20 protein-coding genes are annotated in these 21,754 nt (G+C 61.3%); 8 read left to right on the top strand and 12 right to left on the bottom strand.

The window, feature by feature from the left end:
* Nucleotides 1–537: 537 nt before the first annotated feature.
* Nucleotides 538–2,259 (bottom strand): AMP-binding protein, encoded by a 1,722-nt coding sequence (locus tag EKH80_RS07250; protein ID WP_126684058.1) that lies wholly within the window; start codon nucleotides 2,257–2,259, stop codon nucleotides 538–540.
* Between the two features lie 977 nt (nucleotides 2,260–3,236).
* Here EKH80_RS07250 and EKH80_RS07255 point away from each other — a divergent pair.
* The 3 genes from EKH80_RS07255 to EKH80_RS07265 are packed head-to-tail and all read left to right on the top strand — an operon-like array spanning nucleotide 3,237 to nucleotide 6,875.
* Nucleotides 3,237–4,550: an APC family permease gene (locus EKH80_RS07255; protein WP_126684159.1), complete on the top strand. Its 1,314-nt coding sequence runs from the start codon at nucleotides 3,237–3,239 to the stop codon at nucleotides 4,548–4,550.
* On the top strand, nucleotides 4,529–5,476 hold the full coding sequence (locus EKH80_RS07260; protein ID WP_329955472.1) for a carbohydrate kinase family protein: 948 nt from the start codon (nucleotides 4,529–4,531) through the stop codon (nucleotides 5,474–5,476). The genes EKH80_RS07255 and EKH80_RS07260 overlap by 22 nt, the downstream gene beginning before the upstream one ends.
* Entirely contained in the window at nucleotides 5,466–6,875 is a 1,410-nt protein-coding gene (locus tag EKH80_RS07265; RefSeq protein WP_425481134.1) for a family 4 glycosyl hydrolase, read from the top strand. Before EKH80_RS07260 ends, EKH80_RS07265 begins: the two co-directional genes overlap by 11 nt.
* A 210-nt stretch (nucleotides 6,876–7,085) precedes the next feature.
* Here the strand turns inward: EKH80_RS07265 and EKH80_RS07270 are convergent, their stop codons facing one another.
* The 5 genes from EKH80_RS07270 to EKH80_RS07290 all read right to left on the bottom strand — a co-directional run bounded on the left by EKH80_RS07270 (nucleotide 7,086) and on the right by EKH80_RS07290 (nucleotide 12,287).
* A complete protein-coding gene (locus EKH80_RS07270) occupies nucleotides 7,086–7,292 on the bottom strand; it encodes a dodecin (RefSeq protein ID WP_126684060.1) in 207 nt (68 codons plus the stop codon).
* Between the two features lie 93 nt (nucleotides 7,293–7,385).
* On the bottom strand, nucleotides 7,386–9,269 hold the full coding sequence (locus EKH80_RS07275; RefSeq protein WP_126684061.1) for an AI-2E family transporter: 1,884 nt from the start codon (nucleotides 9,267–9,269) through the stop codon (nucleotides 7,386–7,388).
* A gap of 266 nt (nucleotides 9,270–9,535) precedes the next feature.
* Entirely contained in the window at nucleotides 9,536–10,039 is a 504-nt protein-coding gene (locus EKH80_RS07280) for a YciI family protein (RefSeq protein WP_230473479.1), read from the bottom strand.
* Nucleotides 10,040–10,241: 202 nt separating this feature from the next.
* On the bottom strand, nucleotides 10,242–11,252 hold the full coding sequence (locus EKH80_RS07285) for a right-handed parallel beta-helix repeat-containing protein (RefSeq protein WP_158628785.1): 1,011 nt from the start codon (nucleotides 11,250–11,252) through the stop codon (nucleotides 10,242–10,244).
* 654 nt (nucleotides 11,253–11,906) lie between these two features.
* Complete coding sequence (locus EKH80_RS07290) at nucleotides 11,907–12,287, bottom strand: hypothetical protein (RefSeq protein ID WP_230473480.1); 381 nt, start codon at nucleotides 12,285–12,287, stop codon at nucleotides 11,907–11,909.
* A 274-nt stretch (nucleotides 12,288–12,561) separates the two neighbouring features.
* Between EKH80_RS07290 and EKH80_RS07295 the strand changes: the two genes are divergently transcribed.
* The 5 genes from EKH80_RS07295 to EKH80_RS07315 all read left to right on the top strand — a co-directional run bounded on the left by EKH80_RS07295 (nucleotide 12,562) and on the right by EKH80_RS07315 (nucleotide 16,105).
* A complete protein-coding gene (locus EKH80_RS07295; RefSeq protein ID WP_126684065.1) occupies nucleotides 12,562–13,485 on the top strand; it encodes a glycosyltransferase family 2 protein in 924 nt (307 codons plus the stop codon).
* Between the two features lie 11 nt (nucleotides 13,486–13,496).
* Nucleotides 13,497–14,978, top strand: coding sequence for an asparagine synthase-related protein (locus tag EKH80_RS07300; RefSeq protein WP_126684066.1), 1,482 nt, complete (start codon nucleotides 13,497–13,499; stop codon nucleotides 14,976–14,978).
* A gap of 96 nt (nucleotides 14,979–15,074) precedes the next feature.
* The gene (merT, locus tag EKH80_RS07305; RefSeq protein WP_126684067.1) at nucleotides 15,075–15,425 is read left to right on the top strand and encodes a mercuric ion transporter MerT; all 351 of its coding nucleotides are present in this window, start codon (nucleotides 15,075–15,077) and stop codon (nucleotides 15,423–15,425) included.
* A gap of 11 nt (nucleotides 15,426–15,436) precedes the next feature.
* Nucleotides 15,437–15,718 (top strand): mercury resistance system periplasmic binding protein MerP, encoded by a 282-nt coding sequence (gene merP / locus EKH80_RS07310; RefSeq protein ID WP_126684068.1) that lies wholly within the window; start codon nucleotides 15,437–15,439, stop codon nucleotides 15,716–15,718.
* 12 nt (nucleotides 15,719–15,730) lie between these two features.
* Complete coding sequence (locus EKH80_RS07315) at nucleotides 15,731–16,105, top strand: carboxymuconolactone decarboxylase family protein (RefSeq protein WP_126684069.1); 375 nt, start codon at nucleotides 15,731–15,733, stop codon at nucleotides 16,103–16,105.
* A gap of 177 nt (nucleotides 16,106–16,282) precedes the next feature.
* Here EKH80_RS07315 and EKH80_RS07320 read toward each other — a convergent pair whose 3' ends face one another.
* The 6 genes from EKH80_RS07320 to EKH80_RS07340 are packed head-to-tail and all read right to left on the bottom strand — an operon-like array spanning nucleotide 16,283 to nucleotide 21,490.
* Nucleotides 16,283–17,080 (bottom strand): c-type cytochrome, encoded by a 798-nt coding sequence (locus EKH80_RS07320; protein WP_126684070.1) that lies wholly within the window; start codon nucleotides 17,078–17,080, stop codon nucleotides 16,283–16,285.
* On the bottom strand, nucleotides 17,080–18,702 hold the full coding sequence (locus EKH80_RS07325) for a b(o/a)3-type cytochrome-c oxidase subunit 1 (RefSeq protein ID WP_126684071.1): 1,623 nt from the start codon (nucleotides 18,700–18,702) through the stop codon (nucleotides 17,080–17,082). Before EKH80_RS07325 ends, EKH80_RS07320 begins: the two co-directional genes overlap by 1 nt.
* Nucleotides 18,692–19,261: a cupredoxin domain-containing protein gene (locus tag EKH80_RS07330; RefSeq protein WP_230473481.1), complete on the bottom strand. Its 570-nt coding sequence runs from the start codon at nucleotides 19,259–19,261 to the stop codon at nucleotides 18,692–18,694. Before EKH80_RS07330 ends, EKH80_RS07325 begins: the two co-directional genes overlap by 11 nt.
* Before the next feature lie 10 nt (nucleotides 19,262–19,271).
* The gene (locus tag EKH80_RS23965; protein WP_196240349.1) at nucleotides 19,272–19,445 is read right to left on the bottom strand and encodes a hypothetical protein; all 174 of its coding nucleotides are present in this window, start codon (nucleotides 19,443–19,445) and stop codon (nucleotides 19,272–19,274) included.
* 15 nt (nucleotides 19,446–19,460) lie between these two features.
* Nucleotides 19,461–20,738 carry a c-type cytochrome gene (locus tag EKH80_RS07335; RefSeq protein WP_196240350.1) on the bottom strand — a complete coding sequence of 426 codons (1,278 nt, stop codon included), beginning with the start codon at nucleotides 20,736–20,738 and terminating at the stop codon, nucleotides 19,461–19,463.
* Nucleotides 20,735–21,490: a c-type cytochrome gene (locus EKH80_RS07340; protein WP_230473482.1), complete on the bottom strand. Its 756-nt coding sequence runs from the start codon at nucleotides 21,488–21,490 to the stop codon at nucleotides 20,735–20,737. The genes EKH80_RS07335 and EKH80_RS07340 overlap by 4 nt, the downstream gene beginning before the upstream one ends.
* Nucleotides 21,491–21,754 lie beyond the last annotated feature (264 nt).

Consider the following 21,754-nt stretch of genomic DNA (forward strand, 5'->3'; position numbering starts at 1 on the left):
TTAGACAACCAGAACTTTGGATTCGAGAGTTGCCACAGTTGAAGCCCATGTCCGAACGCGGCAGCGAGCAAACCTCCCGCTGGAAGGTTGGTGCTCACAGCAGCAGCTGCGTGACGTATTTTTGACGGGAAGACGAAGTGCCATCCCCTTGCACAAAACCATGCGCACTGCACATGGCCTTGCGTCGAACGGTTGCAAACCCGACCGCGGCAGCACGTCCTTAGGGCTTCACCCCGGATGTCAGCTCAGACAAGGCGGCTGAATCATCCGCGCTGTTCAGAATCATCGCAATGATAAAAAATCCATTTTTACGCACTCTTTCGGGTGAACATTCAGGGATTGCGATGCACTGCTCATTTAGATGTCTAAATTTGACAGTGCGATACGCATGACAAATGGGCCAGCACGATACGCTTCGGCCAGTTCGAAACCGATTCGCAAAATCCGCAAAGGATTGAAAGGTCTCTACGACTCAAATAGTGCACTGGGATGATGGCTCCAGTTTTCTTCGCAGCGCCATCGCAGCCTGCCGCCAGCTCATTTCAGTTCGGAAACGAAATCCTCTTCCCAGTATTCGCCAGGCATCCGTGTGACTAGATCATCGCCACGTTCGATTTCGCGGAGGCGCAACTCGACGCGGCGGATCTTGCCGGAGATCGTCTTTGGCAGTTCCGCGAACTGCAGGCGGCGGATGCGTTGATACGGTGCGAGCTTCTCGCGTGAGTAGCGGAAGATTTCCAGCGCCAGCGCTGAGCTTTCCCCGTAACCCAGCCGCAACGTGATGAACGCCTTTGGAACCGCGAGCCGCACGGGATCCGGGCTCGGCACAACGGCCGCCTCGGCGATCGCCGGATGCTCGATCAGCACGCTCTCCAGCTCGAACGGACTCAGCCGATAGTCGGACGACTTGAATACGTCGTCCGCGCGGCCGATGTAGACGAAATAGCCGTCGTCGCGGCGCATCGCGATGTCGGACGTACGGTAATGGTCCTGGCGCATCGCGTGCGCGGTCGCCTCGGGGTTGTCTGCGTAGCCCGTCATCAGGCCAACCGGACGCGGCACGTCCGGGCCGACCGGCAGAGCGATCTCGCCTTCGTCGACGGGCGCGCCATCGAGGTCGAGCAGCGTGATTCGGCAACCCGGCAGCGGGCGGCCCATCGAGCCGGCGACCACCGGCTGGCCGGGCGAGTTGCCGATCAGGCAGGTGGTTTCGGTCTGGCCGTAGCCGTCGCGGATCGTGACGCCCCACGCCTTCTTCACGCGCTCGATGATTTCCGGGTTCAGCGGCTCGCCCGCACCGACGATCTCGCGCAGTTTCACGTCGAACGACGCAAGCGGCTGCTGCACTAGCATCCGCCACACGGTCGGCGGCGCGCACATCGTCGTGACCGGATAGTTGACGAGCGCATCGAGTACGAGCTTCGGCTCGAAGCGCGCGTAGTTGAATGCGAACACGCACGCCTGCGCATTCCATGGCGCGTAGAAGCAGCTCCACGCGTGCTTTGCCCAACCAGGCGAGCTGATGTTCCAGTGGATGTCACCAGGCTGCAAGCCAGCCCAGTACATCGTCGTCAAGCTGCCGACCGGATAGGTGCGGTGCGTGTGTTCGACCAGTTTCGGCTTCGACGTTGTGCCCGACGTGAAGTACAACAGCATCGAATCGTCGGCATGCGTGACGCCGTCCGGCTTGAACGCGGCCGGTGATGCGTAGCCCTCGCTCATCGAAAGCCAACCGTCGCGCGGCGCACCAGCCACGATCTTCTGTATGAGCCCGAGGTCCGACTGCTCGAATTTTCCGGCGGCGTTTTCGTCGACAATAGCGAATTTTGCAGCTCCGACCTGGATGCGGTCGCGCACTTCGTCGGCCGACAATTGCGTGGCTGCAGGCAGCACCACCGCACCGAGCTTCATCGCGGCAAGCATCGCGTCCCACAGTTCAACGCGGTTCGGCAGCATCAACAGGATCCGGTCGCCGCGCGCGACGCCGACGCCGCGCAGCCAGTTCGCGATCCGGGACGAGCGTTCCGACATCTGCGCGAACGAATAGGAGGCCTGGTCTCCGCTTGCCGCCTCGACGATCCACAGCGCAGGCTTGTCGTTGCCGCACGCGATCGAATCGAAGTAGTCGAGCGCCCAGTTGAACGTATCGAGTTGCGGCCACTGGAAGTCGCGATACGCGGTTGCATAGTCGGTACGATGGCGCAGCAGGAAATCGCGTGCGTCGATGAATACTCGCGAAGAACGAGTGTGTCCAGTCATGGCTATCTCCTTAACAGCACTAATGCGGCTCGAGTGACCTTGTCCGGATCAATCAGTTCAACGGCAGCCTTGCCATCGGCTGCACGATACCGTCATCAGCGCGCATGGACGAGCGATTCAGGGACATGCCGGAACCGCCAGCCTCGGCGTGAACCGTCCCGGCACCGCCGCTGCCATCCTGCGTAAGTTTCACATCAAACAGGTTGACTTGAAGTGCCTACGGAAGTACAAGGCTTGGGGCCCATGGGGATGATAGGTTGGTGTAGTAGATGGATCGACGTCATGTTCCGAACGCGGAATGAGGAGACGCCGCCATGGGGCTTAGTCCTCCCGTCATTGGGGACCACTGTTGCGCATTAGGCTGGGTAGGAACGGTTATCTGATGAACCGCTGTTTCCTGACGGTAAGTTCAGCGAGCTGCGTTTGGGCAGTGGTAGCCCGTGCCTGTGCCGCAAAGGGACAGTGCAGATCGATTTCCGTACGCGACCAGGCCAGGAAAAGCGCGCTGCGCGCCCGTGGCAAATGCATCGCGGGCTATTCGCCGCCGTTTGCTGCCTGAAATGCCAAGGATTGACCTGACGACTCGCCTTCCGGCGTGGTGATCGTGCCCGCTCTTGATTGAGCTGGGCCTCGGTCGTACCGGTTCGTGCGCCCGTGGCTTGCCTGGCAAGCCCGTCGTCGTGTCGCACCCATGAAAGACCGAACGCATACGGGGGAGAACCCGTCGGGCGGTCGCATCGTCAATTGGGGAACTCGAATGAAAACGGCTGGTTCAAGGCGTAAACCATGGGGGGGCGCGGTCTCGATGGGTAAGGCCTCATCGTGGCAACCATCGTCATGAACACGACCCCCACCGCCGACAATCTGCTGGGCGCAATGTGACGAACGAGAGCAGACAAGTGATCACAACCCGAGTCGCCGCCGCGGATGAGCATGCCCAAGCGCCGGCCGGAACAAACGCGGCCCCGCCACGCGTGATGGGTTTCTGGGGCGGGCTTTCAGCCAACCTGCTGAACATGATCGGGGTGGGGCCGTTCATTTCCATTCCCTTGGCTCTTTCAGCCTTGGCTGGCCCGATGGTTCTGGTGGGCTGGCTGGCCGGCGCCCTGCTGTGCTTGTGCGATGGCATGGTGTGGGCTGAACTTGGTTCGACCATTCCGGAGTCCGGCGGCCCCTATCATTACCTGCGCAGCGCTTATGGCAGCGAACGGCTTGGACGTCTGTTCGGCTTTCTGTACCTATGGCAAACCGTGCTCACCGCACCCTTGTCGATCGGTTCGGCCGCAGTCGGCTTTGCGCAATACCTGGCCTTCCTGGTCCCGGGCCTGGGTCATGCCGGGCAAGTGTTCATTGCGATGCTGCTGTGCCTGCTCAACACCGCACTGCTGTATCGCAGAATCGACTCGGTGCAACGGTTGTCGCTACTGGTCAGCGTGGTGGTTATCGGCGCCTGCCTGTGGATCGTACTGAGCGGGTTGCTGCATTTCGACCCGCGTCTGGCCATGCGTTTCATGCGTGCCGGCGGAGATACCGGACAAGGATTCTGGCTGGGGCTGGGCGCGGTCAGCCTCATCGCTGTGTACGACTACGGCGGGTACAACAACGTATGCATGCTGGGTGGCGAGATCAAACGGCCACGGCGCAACATCCCGTTGGCAGTGTTGGTTTCGATCCCGGTCGTGGCCCTGCTCTACATCGGGCTCAACATCTCGGTGCTGGGCGTGTTGCCGTGGCAGCAGGCGGCGCAGTCCAAGGCAGTGGTAGCGGATTTCATGCAGTCGATCTACGGCAGAACCGGCAGTATCACCGCGGTGCTGTTGATCTTGCTCGCGAGCTGGGGTTCGGCCCTGGTCGTGTTGCTGGGCTACTCACGCGTGCCTTATGCCGCGGCAGCATCCGGCCAGTTCTTTCGCGTCTTTGCACGACTGCATCCGCACGGAGGCTTCCCTACCGTGTCGCTGCTGTTTACCGGAGCGGTGTCCGCGCTGGCCTGCCTGTTGTCGCTGGATGATTTGATCGCGTCCCTGATCGTCATCCAGATCATGTTCCAGTACCTGGCGCAGTGCCTGGCCATCGTACTGTTGCGCCGGCGGCAACCTCGCAATCCGGACACGTTCCGCATGCCACTGTATCCCCTGCCATTGCTGATCAGCGTGTTCGGCTGGCTTTACATCGTCTGCACCAGCCCCGGGCGTCACGTCTTGGCCGGGCTGGCCACGATGCTGGGCGGCACGCTCGTTTACGCGATCGACGCATGGAGAAAACAAGCATGGCCCTTCCACAACCGATGAAGAGCTGGGACGTAGCGGTGATGGGCGAGATCTACACCGATCACGTCTTCAGCGGCTTCCAACACTGGCCAGCCCCGGGAGAAGAAGTACACGCTGAACATTACCTGCGCGAACTCGGCGGTGGCGCGGTCAATACGGCGTGCGGCCTGGCTCGCCTGCAACGCCGCGTGCGCCTGATCGGATTGATCGGCGAAGCCGACCGCGCCTGGTTCGAAACGCGCCTCGAGGGATTGGGCGTGTCGGCTGAAGGGCTGCGCTCCCATCCGGCGAATACCGGCGTGACCGTGAGCGTTTCCACGCCGCAAGACCGCTCTTTCTACACCTACCTGGGTGCCAATCGTCATCTGACCGAACTGCTGGATGAAACGGTCGTCCATGCCGAGCTGATCGCCGCGCGCCATGTGCATTTCGCCATGCCACTGGCTGCGGATCTGGCCAGGCGCCTGTTGCCGGTTTTACGCGAGGCAGGCTGCACCACCTCGTTGGATGTCGGCTTCAGTCCGGACTGGCTGCGCGATCCGGCCAATCATGAAACCTGCCGTGCTGTCGACTATTTTTTCCCCAATCAGGCAGAAGCCAGGCTGCTGAGCGGCGACGACGGCGTCGAAGCTTTCCAGCAATGGGCAACGTCCATGGCTATCCGGCATGCCGTCATCAAGCTCGGGGCAAGCGGTGCGGTCGCCGTCGAGCACCGCGGGCTGCTGCGTGTGGCGCCACCACACGTCGACGCAGTCGACATGACCGGAGCCGGCGATGCGTTCGATGCCGGCTTCATCGATGGCCTGCTGAACGGCGAATCAGCCGAGGAATGCCTGCGGCGCGCATGCATTTGCGGCGCCTCGTGCACGACCCGGATCGGTGCGCTGGACGGGCTTCCTGATTCATTTTCGTTACGGAGCATCTATGAGCAAACCTATGGAACGTAAGATCGCCTTGATCGGTGGCGGAGGCGTGCGCGCGCCCCTGGTGATCTTCGGTGTCGATGAAGCGACGGCAGCCTTGAGCGCCGCGGAGATGGTGCTCTACGACCCTGACCAGGAGCGCCTGGCGGTCATGGTCGAACTGGGCAAGGCGATCGTGGCCAAATCCGGTGGTTCGCTGCGCCTGCGCGCGGCCGCCTCTGTCGAAGATGCGATCGAAGGTGCGCACTTCGTGCTCAACAGCATTCGCGTCGGCGGCATCGCCGGACGGGCGGCGGACGAGCGCGCCGCGATCGACCATGGCTATCCGGGACAGGAAACCACCGGTCCCGCTGGCGTAGCCATGGCGTTGCGCACCGTACCTGCTGCAATCGAACAGGCACGCCTGGTCGAACGCTTGAGCCCGGATGCGTGGCTGGTCAATTTCACCAATCCCGCCGGCCTGATCACCCAGGCCGTCACCACGCACACGCGCGCCAAGATGGTCGGCATCTGCGATACGCCCACCGAACTTTTTCACAATATCGCCAGGGCGCTGGGCGAGCCGCTCGATCAGGTGCAATGCGACTATGTCGGCCTCAATCACCTGGGCTGGGTGCGCGGCGTACGTGTGCGCGGCGAAGAGGTAATGGACCGATTGCTTGGCAGTGACGAGCTGCTACGCCAGCTCTACCTGGCGCCGCTGTTCGATTTCAACATGATTCGCTCGTTGCGGCTGATCCCCACCGAGTACCTGTTCTTCTACTACGAACGCCGGCGCGCCCTGCACAACCAGCTGGAACAAGGCGGCAGCCGCGGCGCGGAAATCCAGCAATTGAACCGGCTGCTGATCGACACGCTGAAGAGCAGGCTCATGGCCGGCGACGGCGATGGCGCGGTGGCCTCCTACGCGGCCTACCTCAACCAGCGCTCCGGCTCCTACATGAAACTGGAAGCGGAAGGCGGCTCGGCCTTCGATCCTGATGTAAGCCTGCAGGTCGACCCGTTCCGCACCGCGACCGGCTATCACCGCATCGCGATCGACGTGATGAGCGCCCTGACTGGCGCCAAACCCGCCACCATCGTGGTCAATACGCACAATCGCGGCACGCTTCCCGACCTGCCGGACGGAGACATCGTGGAGACGGCCGCAAGCATCGATCTGGATTCGATCGTGCCCGCGCCGATCGCCCCTTTGCCCGATGAAGTGCGTGGCCTGGTGCATGCGGTGAAAGCCTACGAGCGTGCGGCGATCGACGCTGCCATAAACAACGTCCGGCTCACGGCACGCAAGGCGCTGCTGATCCACCCCGCGATTGGCGAATGGAGCCCCGGCGAAGCGCTGTTGCGCAATATGTTCGGCACCATCGATGCGGATGGGGAATGCCTTTGCCAGGGGCCGATGCATGGGCATTTGCATGGCTGATGCGAGCTCGCGCCATGCACGCACCTGACTAGCGTCGAATGTCAGCTGCACGATGGTTCCCTCCCCTGCTTCCAGGGGAGGGCTAGGATAGGGTTGCACGAGCTTGCCGCCGTGTTTGAGTTCACCGCGAGGTTGCTTCACCCCAACCCCAGCCCTCCCCTACTACACGTCGGAAAGGGAGCCGTATCGTGCATCGCGGAAACCACCCGGCTATTCGAGCGTAAAGCCCACTTTCAAGGTCACCTGCCAATGAGCGACCTTGCCGTTCTCCACATGTCCCCGGGTCTCGGTCACCTGGAACCAGCGCATATCGCGTACCGTCTTGGAGGCCCGCTCAATCGCGCATCGAATGGCTTCGTCACTGCTGGTCTTGGAGGAACCGGTCAGTTCAATGGTCTTGTAGACGTGCTCGGACATGGCTTGGATCTCCGTGGGTCGTAGAGCACATTTACTCCACCTGCCCGGCCAAGCGTGTGAAAAAGTCCGTGACGGACCCTCGCGGGAATGACGTCACTGCATGGATTTTTCGATCGCACACTGTGCCGCCTCTTCGAACGACTTGGCGACGCGATCGATATGCGGCCCCGTATCCGGCAGAGCTGGGGCTTCCAGCAGATTGGGCAGCAGCACGGCGACGATCGTCGCCTCGGCCAGCCGCTGACGTACTTCCTTGGCGACAGCGTCGCCAGACTCCCACTCGTTGGCGATGTCGGAAATCACCACGTGCACCATGGAAACCGCGTTGGGGGTGGCTTCCGGGGGCCGTTCCTGCTGGAAGGCCTCGATGTCCCGGATGGAGACATGGCGTGCGTCTATGTGCACATCACGCAGCACGCGCACCAGGATCTCGGTGATCAGATCGTCTTCGCGAACGCCACTGCCGAGGCACAGCACGATGGAGCCCGGCGCGACGGCGAGCGGCCCCTGCCAGCGTCCGCTTATGCGCTCGCGTTGCTGGCGCAGGTAGTGGCCGATGTTGTCGTCGTCCAGCACCGAGGTGCGGCGGCGCCAGCGCGGCTGGGCAGGTGCCTCCTTGCCCAAGGTTTCGATCACCCTTACCACGGCGGCGCGGGCCTTGTGCAGCTGATCCGGGTTAATGGCCCCCTGTCTCAGGTCCAACTGCGCCAGTTGCAATGCCGGCAACAAGACGATGTCGCAATAGCGGGCGAAGGATTTTTGCCGCAGTAACAAGCGGGCTTCGGCAATGATCTCGTCGGAATCGCCGGAAAGCGCGCGCTGGTAGAAGCGCTGCGGCATCGTCAGGGCCGGCGCGTCGCCCAACAGAATCTCGAACAGGGTAAGCGCTCTGACGTGTCGTCCCGCCACCACCAGGCACAGCGTCATCGGGGTGGACAGGACCAGCCCCATGGGCCCCCACAGCCAGCTCCAGAAGATCGCCGCCACCACCACGGCCAAGGGCGACAGGCCAGTCGCATGGCCATACAGTTGCGGCTCCACCAGTTGGCTTACCACGACTTCCACCAGCGCGAACAAGCCCAGGGTCAGCAGCAGCAAGGACCATCCCGGGGTGACTGCCGCGGCGAGCAAGGCGGCCAGCAACGCCGCCAGCCAAACGCCGACATAAGGCACGAAGCGCAGCACGGCAGTGAGCGCACCCCATAGCAGGGCATTGGGCAGCCCGATCGCCGTCAGCCCCAGCCAGATCGCGAGCCCGACGCCAAAATTGACGGAAAACTGCGACACGAAAAACCGGGAAAGACGTCCGCCTGCGTCATTGATCGCGACCGTGGTGGCGCGTAGATCGGCAGCGCCGATCACGCGAATGAAGCGATCCCGCAACGACTCGTATTCAAGCAAGACGAAAATGAGCACCACCAGCACGATGCCTGTTGTTTCCAACGGGCTCCACAGGGATGACAGCACTCCCTTGATCGCATTCCACGGACCGCCGCTCAGCGGCGGCAATTCCACTGGCGCGACATTGGCCGCAGCAGCCGCATTCTGCCCTGCCCCAGCCGCTTCATTCCTGGCGCCAAGCGCACCGACGACTTTGCCCATCTCGCCACTCATCGCCTGCAGGCGGCCGATCGTCATGTCATGCAGGATCTGCAGCTTGGCCTGGATGGTCCTTTCGTACTGCGGGAGGCTGCCGGCCAGGTGCACGATCTGGGAGCCGATCACCGTCATCAGCCCGGCGGCGAACAAGGCCAGCAGCAATACGGAAATGAAAGCGGCATAGGCGTGCCCCAGCCCGAGCCGCTGCAGTCTGCGCACGAACGGGGCGATCAGCAGCCCCAGGATCACCGCCAGAATGATCGGGACCAGCACGTCCTTCCCCAGGTACAGCAGCGCAAGCAGCACGCCGGTGGCGACGATCACCAAGGCTCTTTGACTGGCGTGCTGGATCGGAAGCGACTCGGTCAGGGCGGGCATGGAAAGGGAGCTATGGGCCTGCGTTGGTTGGCTGTGCTGCGCCGACGACGTCCTCGGAGCCTTGGAAGATGCATTGGCGATGCCAAGATCGCATGAGCGGCGGCAACGGGCAAGACGGGCCTTAAGGAACCTCTGATCTATTCCACGTATCCGTTACCCAACTGGCGGGACGTAGGCTGGGGTGCAAACCCCAGCATTGCTGTGCATACAACTCGCGCGATGCCGGGATTGTCATCCCGGCCTACGCCCGTCCAGTTAGGCATTTATCACCCGCATGTGCCATGCGTCATGAGCTGCCGCACTTCGCATTCGACCTGCCATTCGTCGCCATGCACTTTCAAGAAGCGCTTGGTCAGCTCGATGGCCTCTTCCTTGGAAGCCGCTTCAAGCAAGGCATAGCCGCCGATCACTTCCCTGGCTTCGGTGAACGGGCCATCAACCACGCTCAACTTGCCGCCGGACAGCCGGACACGAGTGCCATGCGCGGTGGGGGTGAGCCCGGCGGTGTCGATCAGCTTCCCCTCCCGGGTCAGCTCCTCCATCAGCTTGCCCATGTCGGCCATCAGCTGTGCGCTGGGCTGCAGGCCCGAGTTTTCGTTGATCCGTACCATCGATAGAAAGCGCATCGTCGTATCTCCGTAAAGGGGTAACGGAGCCGGGGCCAGGTCCCGCTCCTGTCGATACGACGAACCAGCCTGACGCAGATCGACACGCTGTCCGCCGTTCGATCGGCGGCCGGCAGGAACGAGCCCCCGCCCTGCCCGCATCATAAAAAAAACCCTCTCCGCCAGGGAGAGGGTTCGGGATGCCCGTTAACCACTGAATAAGTTCAGAGCTTCCGCGGGCCAGGATGGCCCGCCGCAAATCATGCGCTTAAGCGCTTGATTTAGCGTAGCCACGGCCAGGCGTGTACCGGACGCTGCGCGGAAGTCCGTGACGGACTTTTTCAGACCATCCTTAGCGGGTGTTGCATCATTTCATCGGCGAGATGAGGTTGTTCGACGTCGTCACGTTCGTCGCCGTGCTGGCAATCGAAATGTCGCGCGGGGTCCAGCCCATGTTATAGGGCGACTGGTTGTGCTGGTAGAACCACAGGGCGTAGTTCCATTGGATGGTGTTGCCCGCGATCTGCACGTTGTGGGTGCCGCTGGAGATGGAAATGCCGAACAGATAGTTGGTGGTGATGTTGCTATTGGTGATCACCACGCCGCTCGGGCCGCCGGTGTAGACGCCAAAGCCATGGTTGTTCTGCGCCGTGACCTTGTTCAAGGTCAGGTCGGACACGTTGAGGTGCACTTCCAGGCCATTACCCACATTGTTCGACAGCGTGGTGTTCTCCAGGCGCACGCTCCGCGTGAGTCCCTGCGTCTGCGGTTCGATGTCGATGCCGGCCTGCGGCAGGGTGCCGTTGGAGCCGGTGAAGCTGCTGTTCACCACGTACACCTGCGTCGACGGCAGAATCGACAGGCCCTGGCGGCGGTTATTGTTGGATTTGACGTTGTTCAGCGTGACGCTATACGAAGGCACCACCGTGGTACCCGAACCCGTCGCACCGACCATCAGGCCATCGCCCCAGCAATTGGCGACCGAGATGTCGTGGATGTAGACATAACTCGACCCGGAAACGTTGACGCCATAGCCCCACTCGCCGGTCGTGCCCAGGTGCCTGGAACGCTCGCCGAGGATGGTGCCGCCGGCGATCTCGACGTTGTTCACGTTCCACGCCTTCACCACCCAGTAGCGCGTAGCGCTGTTCGGAATGGCCTGCAGCGTCGCCCCGGTGTCGAGCAGCAGACGCGTATGCGAGCGCAGATTGACGGCCTTGAGCGCATTGATCATGTAAGTGCCGGCTGGCACCTCGACCGTGCCGCCGGTGGACGGCAAGGCATTGACGGCGGCCTGGATGGCGGCAGTATCGTCCGTGGAGCCATTGCCCATGGCGCCGAAATTGCGAACATTGACCGAAGCGGAACCGATCGACACCGTCGGCGTCGGATTCCACCAGTTGGTTGCGGACGCCGGCAGGGCAACCGCGGTAAGAGCAAGAGCGGCAGCGGCTGCCAGGACCTTGCGACGAGATGTGAAGTTAAAATTTTGTGAGTTGCCCATAATCGGCATAAGAAACCTCTGCACGCCTTTCGGCGCAGCTCGTACTGAATTTTTCACCTAAGGAAGCCCGTATTTTTCGTCAACGGTCCGTATACGATGGGTCACCGGCATGTGAAATTGCAAATGTGAATTGATGTTTCCGTTCACAGAAAATACATCGAGGCCGAGCACCACCCCGATGGCACGAATGAACCAAACACGGGGAAATAAGGCTATTTTAACGATTTGTTCATAATCATTTGGACATCTAGACGTCCAAATGAATGATCATCAAACACGCTGCGCATTGCGCGCAGCCCGATGAAACTTACCCCCTGACCACATCGCACCCTTCACGACCTGCAACGGCCAAATCCCAGGACCACGGCGCAACTGTACTGGCCATCTCTCCGCCGTATTGCTGATCGTGGCGGGACGTTGTGGTAAAGGCGCGCACTTGCATCCCGCGACCAGCGCGGTACATGACGAAAAAGACTTCGCCATGGCAAGGACGGCGTTCTTATCCCTTGAGTTGCGTGAAGCCTGCAGTCACGGCTTGCTGAATCCCAAGTGCAAGGTGATCTTGTCGCCTGCCTTCAGGTTTGCCACGGACGCCGGAGGGAAATGCAGCTTGAGGCTCATGCCTTCCGTATCCGCTTCCACGACACCGGTTTTTGAATCCACGGATGTGACGGTGGCGGGCATGGCATGCATACCCTGAATGGCGTGATGCATTCCTTTCATGCCGGACGTGTCGCCGTGCATACCGCCATTCGTACTCATGCTTGACGTCGAACTGCTCGGTTCGTTGTATTGCGCGAGCGCGGAACCACTCAAGGCAAGCGCACCCATGACCGACACGAAGGTTTTACAAAGCGTGTTCATGCTGATACTCCCCAAGTGAACATGGTTGACGCCGGAAAAATGCACGCCTGGGTATCATCCGCACGTGAATTTTTCCGCACGAAGCTGCGGGCTAACCATGCGCCAACGCGCCGTCCCGCCGACAGCTTTGCGCAAGTAAAAATTCAGGCCAACTCACTCGCTTACACCAAACGACGACAACACTGTAATTAAACTCACCTCACCGCCCGGTACTCAATAGGGGACACGTCCTACATGCGATGCCACGTATCGCATGCAGAGGATTGATTGCCTTGTCGCGCAACTGTAGGGGTGCGCGTGGGTGGGGGGAGCGCTCTTGATGGCCTATCCAACGGTAGTGGGCAGTGCCGATACCACGGGTCGTACGGTGGTTCCGATCGCCAGGGCGATCTTCAGGACGAGCGGCCGCAATCGAGACATATGGGCACCGGTAAGCGTGGTGGTGCCGTGTTTTCGATGCGCGCATACGATCGAGCAGGCAGTGAGCTCGGTGGCCAGACAGAAGCTGCGCCCCGCGGAGGTGCTGCTGGTCGACGATGGCAGCGGTGATGACACGCTGGCACGGTTAAAGGGTGTCGCGCGGCGTTATCCGCCGGGCTGGGTAAAGGTGCTGGGCTTGCCCGAGAATCGAGGCCCTTCGGCAGCACGCAACTGGGGCTGGGAGAACGCTACCCAGCCTTGGGTCGCCTTCCTGGACGCCGACGACAGCTGGCACCCGCACAAGCTCCGCCTGCAGATGCAGGCTGTGGACGACGATCCACGTATCGCCTTGATCGCCCACGACATGAACGTGCAAGCGCGAGGCAAGCATGCGCCCGCACTGCGCTACCCCATTCGATGCCGGCCCTGCCCCAACCGGCTGTCGTTGTGGCACAAGGCTTTTCCGACAGCTTCAGTAGTGCTGCGCCGCGACTTGCCGTTCCGCTTTGACGAGAATCGGCGCCGAGCCGAGGACTTCATGCTGTGGGCGCAGATTCTGCTGTCAGGCTACCGCTGCGCGCGGCTCAACCAGGTACTGGCTTCCTGGCACAAACCGCCTTTCGGGGCAGGTGGACTGAGCGGCGATCTGACGGCCATGTATCGGGCTGCGGTGGACGTGCGTAATACCTTGCACAAGCAGCGGCTACTGACCACGAAACAGCTGTATATCGCGCATGCCGCAGGCTTTGCGCGCTATCTACGCCGTTGCCTGATCACCTTGATCCGCCGTCGCGTCGTGACGTTGCGGGACAGTACCCGGTGAGGGACGCAGCCATGGCTTCTGTCGCCCCTTCTCATTACGACGAATGCATGTCCCCGCTGGCGCTGCGTCTGCGCGCCGATACTCGGGACATCGATTTCTCCCTCGTCGACGCGCTCCCAAAAGACCGGGCATCGTTCGACCCCGTATCGATCGCCGATCTTTTGCGCAATGCTTTTGTCTATCCGCCACACTCCGTCTATCGCCGGATCAAGGTGGTTTTCTCGGACGATTATCTCGTGCTCGGGAGCAACGATGACCCCGTGCTGCACGCCGCGCTGGCTGCGTGGAAGATAACGGCAAAGCCATCTTGCACCTCTCGCAGCAGTGACGCGCTCGTGCAGACCTATCACCGGCTGTTGTGCGCTGCCGTGACGAACTCGACCGCCCGTATGCAACAGCCCTGGTTTCTGCAAAGCGGCGGAAAGGACTCGACCTCGATGGCGATTGCCTTGGCCGACGCGCGTCCGGACGTCACCTGCATCACTTATCTTGGCGGGCGCGAGGAAAACGAACTGGCATCGGCGCAATGGGTTGCCCGCAATCTCGGCTTGCGCCATGAAGCCCTGGTTTGCGATCCGGGACGGGCCTATGACCGTTATCTCGCGCACGTGCAGCAGATTCCGTTGCTGACTGCGGATTTTGCCATGCTGTCCTACCTGGACCTGGTCGCCGAGATCCGTGGCAATGGTGGCGACGGGGTGCTCGACGCACTGGGATCGGATGTGTATTTCGGCATGCCGAGCCATTGGCGCCACCTGATCTTCCGTGTCCTGGCGCAGCATTTCGCGCTCCCGGACCATCTGTTCAATCTGTGGGGCATCCGGCGTAGTTTCCGCCTTTGCTACGCCCTGAGCACCATGCAGATGAGCGCGTTCGAGCGCTTTTATCCCGGTTCGCGCTTCAGCGACGAGGAGGTCGATGCACTGTTTGGCGAGCCCATGGCCATGTACTCCCGGCGGCGCCTGGACGTTTTCCTCTGCGCCATCCAGGCGGCCCGTACGGTGGCCGATCGCCGGCGCATCGCCGCGGCAATCGTCGAGGCGGCGAGCTTCGGCAAAGGACTGTATACGGCGAGCGCCCTGGCCCTGCCGCTCGCCTACCCCTATTGCGATGCGCGGCTCGGCCAATGGCTCACCCATGAGGTGCCGGAGGACCATCTGATCGGGCCGGACGGCACCAACAAGATCCTTGTGCGCAAGCACATTGCGCGATCTTTTTTGAATCTTCCCTATATCGCGAAAAAGGGTTGCTTCCGTTTCGACGTATGCGCACTTGCGCGAGTACGCTACGACCGCGTGCGCCAATTTGCCATCGACGCCAAAGCGCAGGATTTGCTCCCCGGCGCGCCCGCCTGGCTGGATGCCCATCGGGCCCATCTGGACAACAAATACTTCGCCTCCAAGTTCTACCTGCTGGCCGTCGTGCTGCCATGGCTGCTGAACCGTCTGCAGCCGGCGTCCCGGGAGGTTCAAACCGGCGCTTGGTTGCCATAGCGCATCAGGACTTGCGGGCCAGCCTCGCGATTGACTCCGTAGTCGACTACGGAAGTAGGCTTGCCACGAACGAGTTTTCCCTTATCGGCGGCAGACATGGCGCAAAACCACAGTGAGAAGAGCAGCCTCACCATCGGTGGCCTGTCAGCCATCCTCGCTTCCGCGTGCTGCCTGGGCCCGCTGGTACTGGTGAGCATCGGGCTCAGTGGCGTCTGGATCGGTCAACTGACCCGCCTGGAACCGTTGCGTCCATGGTTCTTGATCGTTTCCATGCTGGCGCTGGTTTTTGCCTATCGAGGGATCTTCCGACCGGCCAGTGCCTGCGGTCCGGACCAGGTCTGTGCAACTCCGGCGGTGCGCAGGGTCTACAAAGCGTTGTTCGGGATCGTGGCGGCCCTGGTGCTGATTGCGTTCGGTTTTCCCTATGCCGCGCCTTGGTTCTATTGAGGAGTCCACCTATGAAAGCGATAGCTACCCTTGCCGCGATACTGCTGGGCGTCGTCCCCATGGCCGGTATGGCCGCCACCCGCACGGTCACCCTCGCCGTGCCCGGCATGACCTGCCCCATGTGCCCAGTCACGATCAAAAAGTCCTTGCAAAAAGTCGCCGGTGTGGAAGATGTCAGCTCCGACCTGGCCCGCAAGACAGTCACGATCAGTTACGACGACGCCAAGACGCAGCCGGCCGCGCTGATTCAAGCGACGGCCAATGCCGGTTATCCATCCTCCGTGCAACATTGAGAGGCGTCGAACATGTCAATGAAAAGCATTGATCCGGCGCTGGGCCTGATGGGTGATTTCGACAAGCTCACCCACGGCGTCACCCGGCCTATCCAGCAGATGCGGCAGGCCGCGATCTTTACGGATGGCGCGCTGCCCGCACGGCAGAAATCGCTGGGTGCCATGCTGTGGTCCATTTCGGCCCGCTGCGAACCTTGCATCGTGTTCTATGTGCAACAGGCCGTGAAGTACGGAGCCAGCGAAGCCGAGCTGGGCGAAGTCCTGGCCGTCGCGGCCGCGATGGGCGGCTGCGTAGGTGAAATGTGGGCGCTGAAAGCCTTCAAGGCCTATAAGGAGTTTGCGGCAGGCTCGGCTGCCGTCGTCGAGCCGCATTGCTGCGCTCCCTAGCGGCATGCCCTGATCCAATACCCGTCACTGCACGCGCGCCTGGCGCTGCGTTGACTGCGATGGCCATCGTAGGCTTACGCTGCGAAACCCGGCATTGCCATGCATGCACTCGGCGCGATGCCGGCGTTGTCATCCAGGCCTACGCTCCGCCGCAGCCGAATCGGCGGAATGGGCCACCTATCTGTTTTGCGTGTAATAGCTCGCGGCTGCGTTGATTTCGTCCGGCGTCATGTTGCGCGCGATATTTCGCATCTGGGCACTGATGTCGTTATGGCGACTGCCACCGGCAAACGCCTCGAGCTGGGATTTCAGATATTCACGCGGCTGCAGAGCGAGCCAGGGCGCGCCCAGCTTGGTCGCCATAGCGCCATGGCAGGATTCGCAAGGAGCGATGTTACGCATGGGCGAACCCGTGGCGACGATATCGGGAGCTGGATACATTTCAGGCGCGCTATCACGGGGCAAAGCAGCGTAATACGCCGACAGGTCACGCAGGTCCTGGTCGCCAAGACCCGCCAGCATGGGCACCATGATGGCGCTGGTGCGCGCGCCGCTTTGAAAATCGCGTAGCTCTTTATAGATCGAAGGCGCGTATTGCCCGGCCAGGTTCGGCGTATTTGCAGCACTCACGCCACGGGCGCCATGACACATCGTGCAGCGTAGCGCCAAGGTGGCGCCGCGACCGATGGAACCGCCGGCAGACGCGCCTTCAAGCATACCGGGCGTCAGCACCACGCTGGAGACTGGCGCCTTGGGCGGAACCGGAGGACTCGCTTCGCCCAACCAAGCCCTGGGCGCACCTGCGGCGCTGCAAATCGCATTCAACAGCCCCTTGAACAAGGCGTCATCCTGAGCCGAAGGAAGCCAGACGAATCCTACCCAGGCTGAAAACACGAACAACAGGGAAAGAGCCCCGGCGCTTGCCGTGAACCAGGGGTTCCGAAGCGAAATCAGGCGCGGGCGATCAGCGTTCATCACTTCGCTCCAACAAAGACCGCTGGAACCCTGGCGTCGGGCAAGCCCATCAGCTGCACGATGGGATAAGCATAATTCGTGATCGTCAGCGCGATCATCAGGCCCACCCAAAGCCCCAGTCCGTTCAAGGCCAACGGCAGCGAGCTTGGCTCGTGAATGGCCCGGCTGAAGGTGAACGGGGCCGGCTCGACCCGGCTGGCGGAATGATTGCGATAAAGGATGACGAGGAACAGGACGGCCGAAACAACCAGCAGCGCACCACCCATCGTCGACATGATGACCGAGATGGCTTCACCGGACGTGCCGGGGGCGCTGTAGTCGTAGTAGGCCATGCGCCGGGGCATGCCCAGGATACCCACGTAATGCCATGGAAACGTCGTGACTATCATGCCGACGAACCATAGCCACAACTGCATACGGATCATGCCCAGGTCCCGCATTGCTCGTCCCGTAAGGTGCGGCCACAAGTCATAGGCGATGGCGAAGTACATGATCACGACTGCGCCGCCGAAGATCAGGTGAAAATGGCCGGTGATCCATTGGGTGTTGTGGATGGTCGAGTCCAGCTGGTAGCTCATGTTGATCAGGCCGCCGGCGCCGCCAAAGCCAAGCATCACGAACGAAAAGGCCAATGCGAGCATTTGCGGGTTGTCCCAGGGCAGCGCCTTGAGCCAACCGAATACGCCTTTCCCTCCGCGCAGGCGGGCGGCAATTTCCACCGAAGCACCGATCGTGAATACCGTCAGCAGCGTAGGCACTGTCACCATGGCGGTAAACACGGAATGGATGAATTTGAATCCGGAGCCGACTTGCGGATCGGCGAACAAATGATGGATCCCGATCGGCATCGAAAACACGAGAAACAGCGCGAATGAAATTCGTGCCATGGTGTCGCTGTACAGGCGACCGCCGATGGCACGGGGAACGATCGTGTAAAAAGCGATATAGGCGGGCATCAGCCAGAAGTAGACGATGGCATGCAGCGTCCAGGAAAACAGCACGCGCGCGAGACCCGCGTTGATGGTGTTTGAAAAACCCAGCGCCACGGGCAGGATCTGGAACAGCAGTTCCAGGGCCGCACCCACCGCCGTCCACCCCCACAAGTAGGCAGCAGCGACATTCGCAAACATGGGCAGCGGAACGGCAACCCCCGGATGCGCGCGCTTCCACGCCTGCAGGTTGATCCCCATCAGCGCGACCCAGATCCACGAGCCGAGCACGACCAGCACGACCCCGATGTAATAGAAGGCGTTACCGATCATCGGCGGATAGAAGGTGTAAAGCACCGAGTCGAGCCCCAGGGCCACCGGCACCACGGCCGCGACCGAGCCGACGATGATCATCACGTACCCTGCCCATGCCCAACGCCGGCCGATCAGGGCCTGGCCAAGGGAAAGCTCCGTGATGGCATAGCCGAATCCCATCGCAATGAGGGTCGGAAAGACGTATCCCATCACGGTGCCGTGCGCGGTGACCGAGCGGTAGTAGAGATCGGGGTTGTGCAGCCAGCCGTGCAAGGGGCTGCGGATGAACATTTGCCACTCGCCCAGCAGGATGGCAAGGCCGAATACGGCAAACGCCAGCCAAAAATGGGCGAGCACCAGGCGTTTGTTAGAGATCACAGGTCAGCCTCCTGGTGTTGACGGCCATTTTTGAAAAGGCGTCTTTGTCGACCACCTTCACGTTCGCCCACATGGCTTCATGACCGGCGCCGCAATACTCATGACAGGGCATCAAGTGATCGCCGGCCTGCTTGAACTCGGTCTTGAAGGTCGAAATGTAGCCAGGCTCCACCATCGAATTGATGTTGGTCCCGGTGATGAGCATTCCGTGTATGACGTCGGCGCTGGTTACCCGGAACCTGATGGGCGTTTTTGCCGGCACCACAAGGCATTGCGGTGTGAACGAGTACTGCTGTCCGATCACCCGCACCGTGACCGACCCGTCCGCTTCGACGGCGCTGCCGAGGTTGCTCTCGACGAATTCGCCCGACAGGTGCAGGGTCGAGGGATCGATGGTTTCGACCCGGGAAGGCGGCATCATCGCCCAATGCAGGCCGGTAAAAATCATCACCGCGACGAGCAGGCCGATGATGCTGACCATCAACAAGGCCCATCGCTTCTCGATACGCTGAGATAGCGCAGCCGTATCATGCGAATCAGCGGAAAACGTTTGGGCCACGACAGGTCCTTTAGCGAATCACGCCACGAGGAAGGAAGACCAGGAAATAGAACAGGAACCACAGCGCGATAACGATTGCCACCGCGATCCCGACGACCGTAAGCGCGCCCCGGGGACCGGCTCTTACGATTTCCTCGACACGTTCGTCTTCGCTGCGTGCCTGTTGATCGTCGTCACTACCCATGGGGATCTCGCCTTCTCAATTGAGCGGAGCCGAGCGCAGCGCATTGACATCCTCGGCTGTAATCGCCGTTCCGTGGTTGTCCCAGGCCGTGCGAATGTAAGTCACGACCGCCGCGACTTCTTCGTCGGACAGCTGCTGCGCGAACGGAGGCATGCCGTACGGCCGGGGATTGCGCATGGTTCCCGGCGGGTAGCCGCCATTGAGGACCATACGAATCGGATTGACCGACGATGCCATTTGAATCGACTGGTTCGCGGCCAACGGGGGAAAGTCCCAGCCCTTGCCCTCGCCGTTCGCTCCGTGGCATACCGCGCACTGTGCTGCGTAAATCTTCTTTCCCAGCGGCGATAGACGAAGCTTGTCCTGCGTCTGTACTTCATTGGGGGCCGCGGTTTCGCCGGTAGACGGTAACGCCTTCAGATAGACTGCCATGGCGCGGATGTCGGAATCCGACAAATACTGCAGACTGTTGTAGACCACTTCAGCCATGGGGCCGTAGACAGCCCCCCGCGCCGATACACCGGCTTGCAGGAGGTCCGAGATATCCTTGATGCTCCAGTCGCCGAGCCCCGCCTCGCGATTGGAGGTCAAGGACGGCGCATACCATTCCTGCGCCGGGATCAGCCCGCCCTGAAAGGTTTCCGACTTCGAGCTGCCGCCCAGCGCATTGATCGCGGTGTGGCACATCGAGCAATGCCCGAGCCCTTCGACCAGATAGGCGCCACGATTGAATTCGCTCGACTTCGACGGATCAGGCTGGAATTCACCCTCCTTGAAGTAGAGGGTACGCCAGCCAAGCAATAGATTGCGATTGTTGTACGGGAACCGCAGATCCTGTTCCCGGTTTTTCTGACGTACCGGCGGCACCGACTTCAAGTAGGCAAATATGGCGTCCGCGTCAGCACGAGTCACCCTGGTGTAGGCGGCAAAGGGCATCGCGGGGTAAAGCAGTGCCCCCGATCGTGTTCGCCCGGTGTGCATCATCTTGTAGAACTCGTCGGGCGTCCAAGCCCCGATGCCCGTTTGAGGATCCGGCGAAATATCCGGCGAATAGAGGGTACCGAACGGTGTTGCCATCGCTCGGCCTCCCGCAAAGGGCTGGTCGCCCGGATTGCTGTGGCACGCTATGCAGTCGCCCGCCCGAGCCAGGTACTGGCCTTGCGCAATCGTTGATGCATCCTGGCCTCGCGCGCCTTGAACCAAGGCAAACAGACCCAGCGCCAGGCCAAGCATCGCGCGTGAAGCGCCGCCCCGTAGCCTACTTCGTGCTTCAGTTGACGATGGCTTGCTCATTTTGTCCGGGCACCTTCGCAGGTGAGCGCCAATTTCAGCGAACCGGCAGGAGCCGGTGCAGGATTCGCTGGCGCCGGAAGCGACGATAGATAAGCCGAGACCGCCGTGATGTCGGCCTCCGACAGCTGCATGGTCAGTTGCTGCATACAGTTGGGCTTGCTCGACGTGCGCGTCCCATAACGCGACGCTCCAAGCTGTGCGCTGATGTATTTGCTGTGCAGGCCTAGCAAGCCTGGCATGTCAGGCGACATGCCCGTCAATGACGCGCCATGGCAAGCGACGCATGCCGGAATGTGGCGGGCATCATCCCCCTGCAACACCAACTTCTTTCCCTGGGCCAGCACTTGCGGCCCTACGGTGGGTTTTGGCAACGCGGGAAAAGGCGCTTGCTGAGTTGCAAAGTAGTCGGCCATTTCCTGCAGATAGGTATCCGGCAAATAGGCGAGCAAATAATTCATCGGCGGGTATTTGCGCTGACCGTCCCGGAAGGCGACCAGCTGGTTGTACAAATACCCGGCCGGCTTGCCGGCGAGCCGAGGAAAGTAATCGTCCCCACTACCCTGCCCCCGCTCTCCGTGGCAGGCGGTGCAAGCCATGACTCGCGTTGCAGTGGAATCGGACGCCGTTACCGAACTCTGGGACTGCGCATGCAGTCGGCCGGCGACGATGGGAAGCATGGTGATCGCCACGAGCACGGCGGCGTAGCGCAAGGCTCCAAGAAAACCGCCGTGACGACAGTCGATCTTGCTCATGGAATAAACCCCATGCCTATGGTGAATGGATCAGGCCAGCACCGATAGTAAAAATCTCTCTTGCGAAATGTACAAACATCAGTCTGGTGCCGCAAGATCAATAGTCCCCATCGAATAGGACGAACGCTGCCATCCCAAAAAGGGCAGGACGCCGCTCATCCATCTCGTCGACCCGACTTTCGCCATGCTTCATGGCGCCTGGCAAGAATTTAGCTCAATGGCGCAACGAGGACTTGATCCAGATCAATTCACCGCACGAACGTT

The organism is Dyella choica, from assembly GCF_003977665.1.
GTDB classification, from domain to species: domain Bacteria; phylum Pseudomonadota; class Gammaproteobacteria; order Xanthomonadales; family Rhodanobacteraceae; genus Dyella_B; species Dyella_B choica.

Excerpts from the sequence above, each read along its gene's own strand:
- EKH80_RS07250 (WP_126684058.1), bottom strand. The coding sequence starts at position 2,259 with ATGACTGGACACACTCGTTCTTCGCGAGTATTCATCGACGCACGCGAT.
- EKH80_RS07255 (WP_126684159.1), top strand. The coding sequence starts at position 3,237 with ATGGGTTTCTGGGGCGGGCTTTCAGCCAACCTGCTGAACATGATCGGG.
- EKH80_RS07260 (WP_329955472.1), top strand. The coding sequence starts at position 4,529 with ATGGCCCTTCCACAACCGATGAAGAGCTGGGACGTAGCGGTGATGGGC.
- EKH80_RS07265 (WP_425481134.1), top strand. The coding sequence starts at position 5,466 with ATGGAACGTAAGATCGCCTTGATCGGTGGCGGAGGCGTGCGCGCGCCC.
- EKH80_RS07270 (WP_126684060.1), bottom strand. The coding sequence starts at position 7,292 with ATGTCCGAGCACGTCTACAAGACCATTGAACTGACCGGTTCCTCCAAG.
- EKH80_RS07275 (WP_126684061.1), bottom strand. The coding sequence starts at position 9,269 with ATGCCCGCCCTGACCGAGTCGCTTCCGATCCAGCACGCCAGTCAAAGA.
- EKH80_RS07280 (WP_230473479.1), bottom strand. The coding sequence starts at position 10,039 with ATGATGCGGGCAGGGCGGGGGCTCGTTCCTGCCGGCCGCCGATCGAAC.
- EKH80_RS07295 (WP_126684065.1), top strand. The coding sequence starts at position 12,562 with ATGGCCTATCCAACGGTAGTGGGCAGTGCCGATACCACGGGTCGTACG.
- EKH80_RS07300 (WP_126684066.1), top strand. The coding sequence starts at position 13,497 with ATGGCTTCTGTCGCCCCTTCTCATTACGACGAATGCATGTCCCCGCTG.
- merT (WP_126684067.1), top strand. The coding sequence starts at position 15,075 with ATGGCGCAAAACCACAGTGAGAAGAGCAGCCTCACCATCGGTGGCCTG.
- merP (WP_126684068.1), top strand. The coding sequence starts at position 15,437 with ATGAAAGCGATAGCTACCCTTGCCGCGATACTGCTGGGCGTCGTCCCC.
- EKH80_RS07315 (WP_126684069.1), top strand. The coding sequence starts at position 15,731 with ATGTCAATGAAAAGCATTGATCCGGCGCTGGGCCTGATGGGTGATTTC.
- EKH80_RS07320 (WP_126684070.1), bottom strand. The coding sequence starts at position 17,080 with ATGAACGCTGATCGCCCGCGCCTGATTTCGCTTCGGAACCCCTGGTTC.
- EKH80_RS23965 (WP_196240349.1), bottom strand. The coding sequence starts at position 19,445 with ATGGGTAGTGACGACGATCAACAGGCACGCAGCGAAGACGAACGTGTC.
- EKH80_RS07335 (WP_196240350.1), bottom strand. The coding sequence starts at position 20,738 with ATGAGCAAGCCATCGTCAACTGAAGCACGAAGTAGGCTACGGGGCGGC.
- EKH80_RS07340 (WP_230473482.1), bottom strand. The coding sequence starts at position 21,490 with ATGAGCAAGATCGACTGTCGTCACGGCGGTTTTCTTGGAGCCTTGCGC.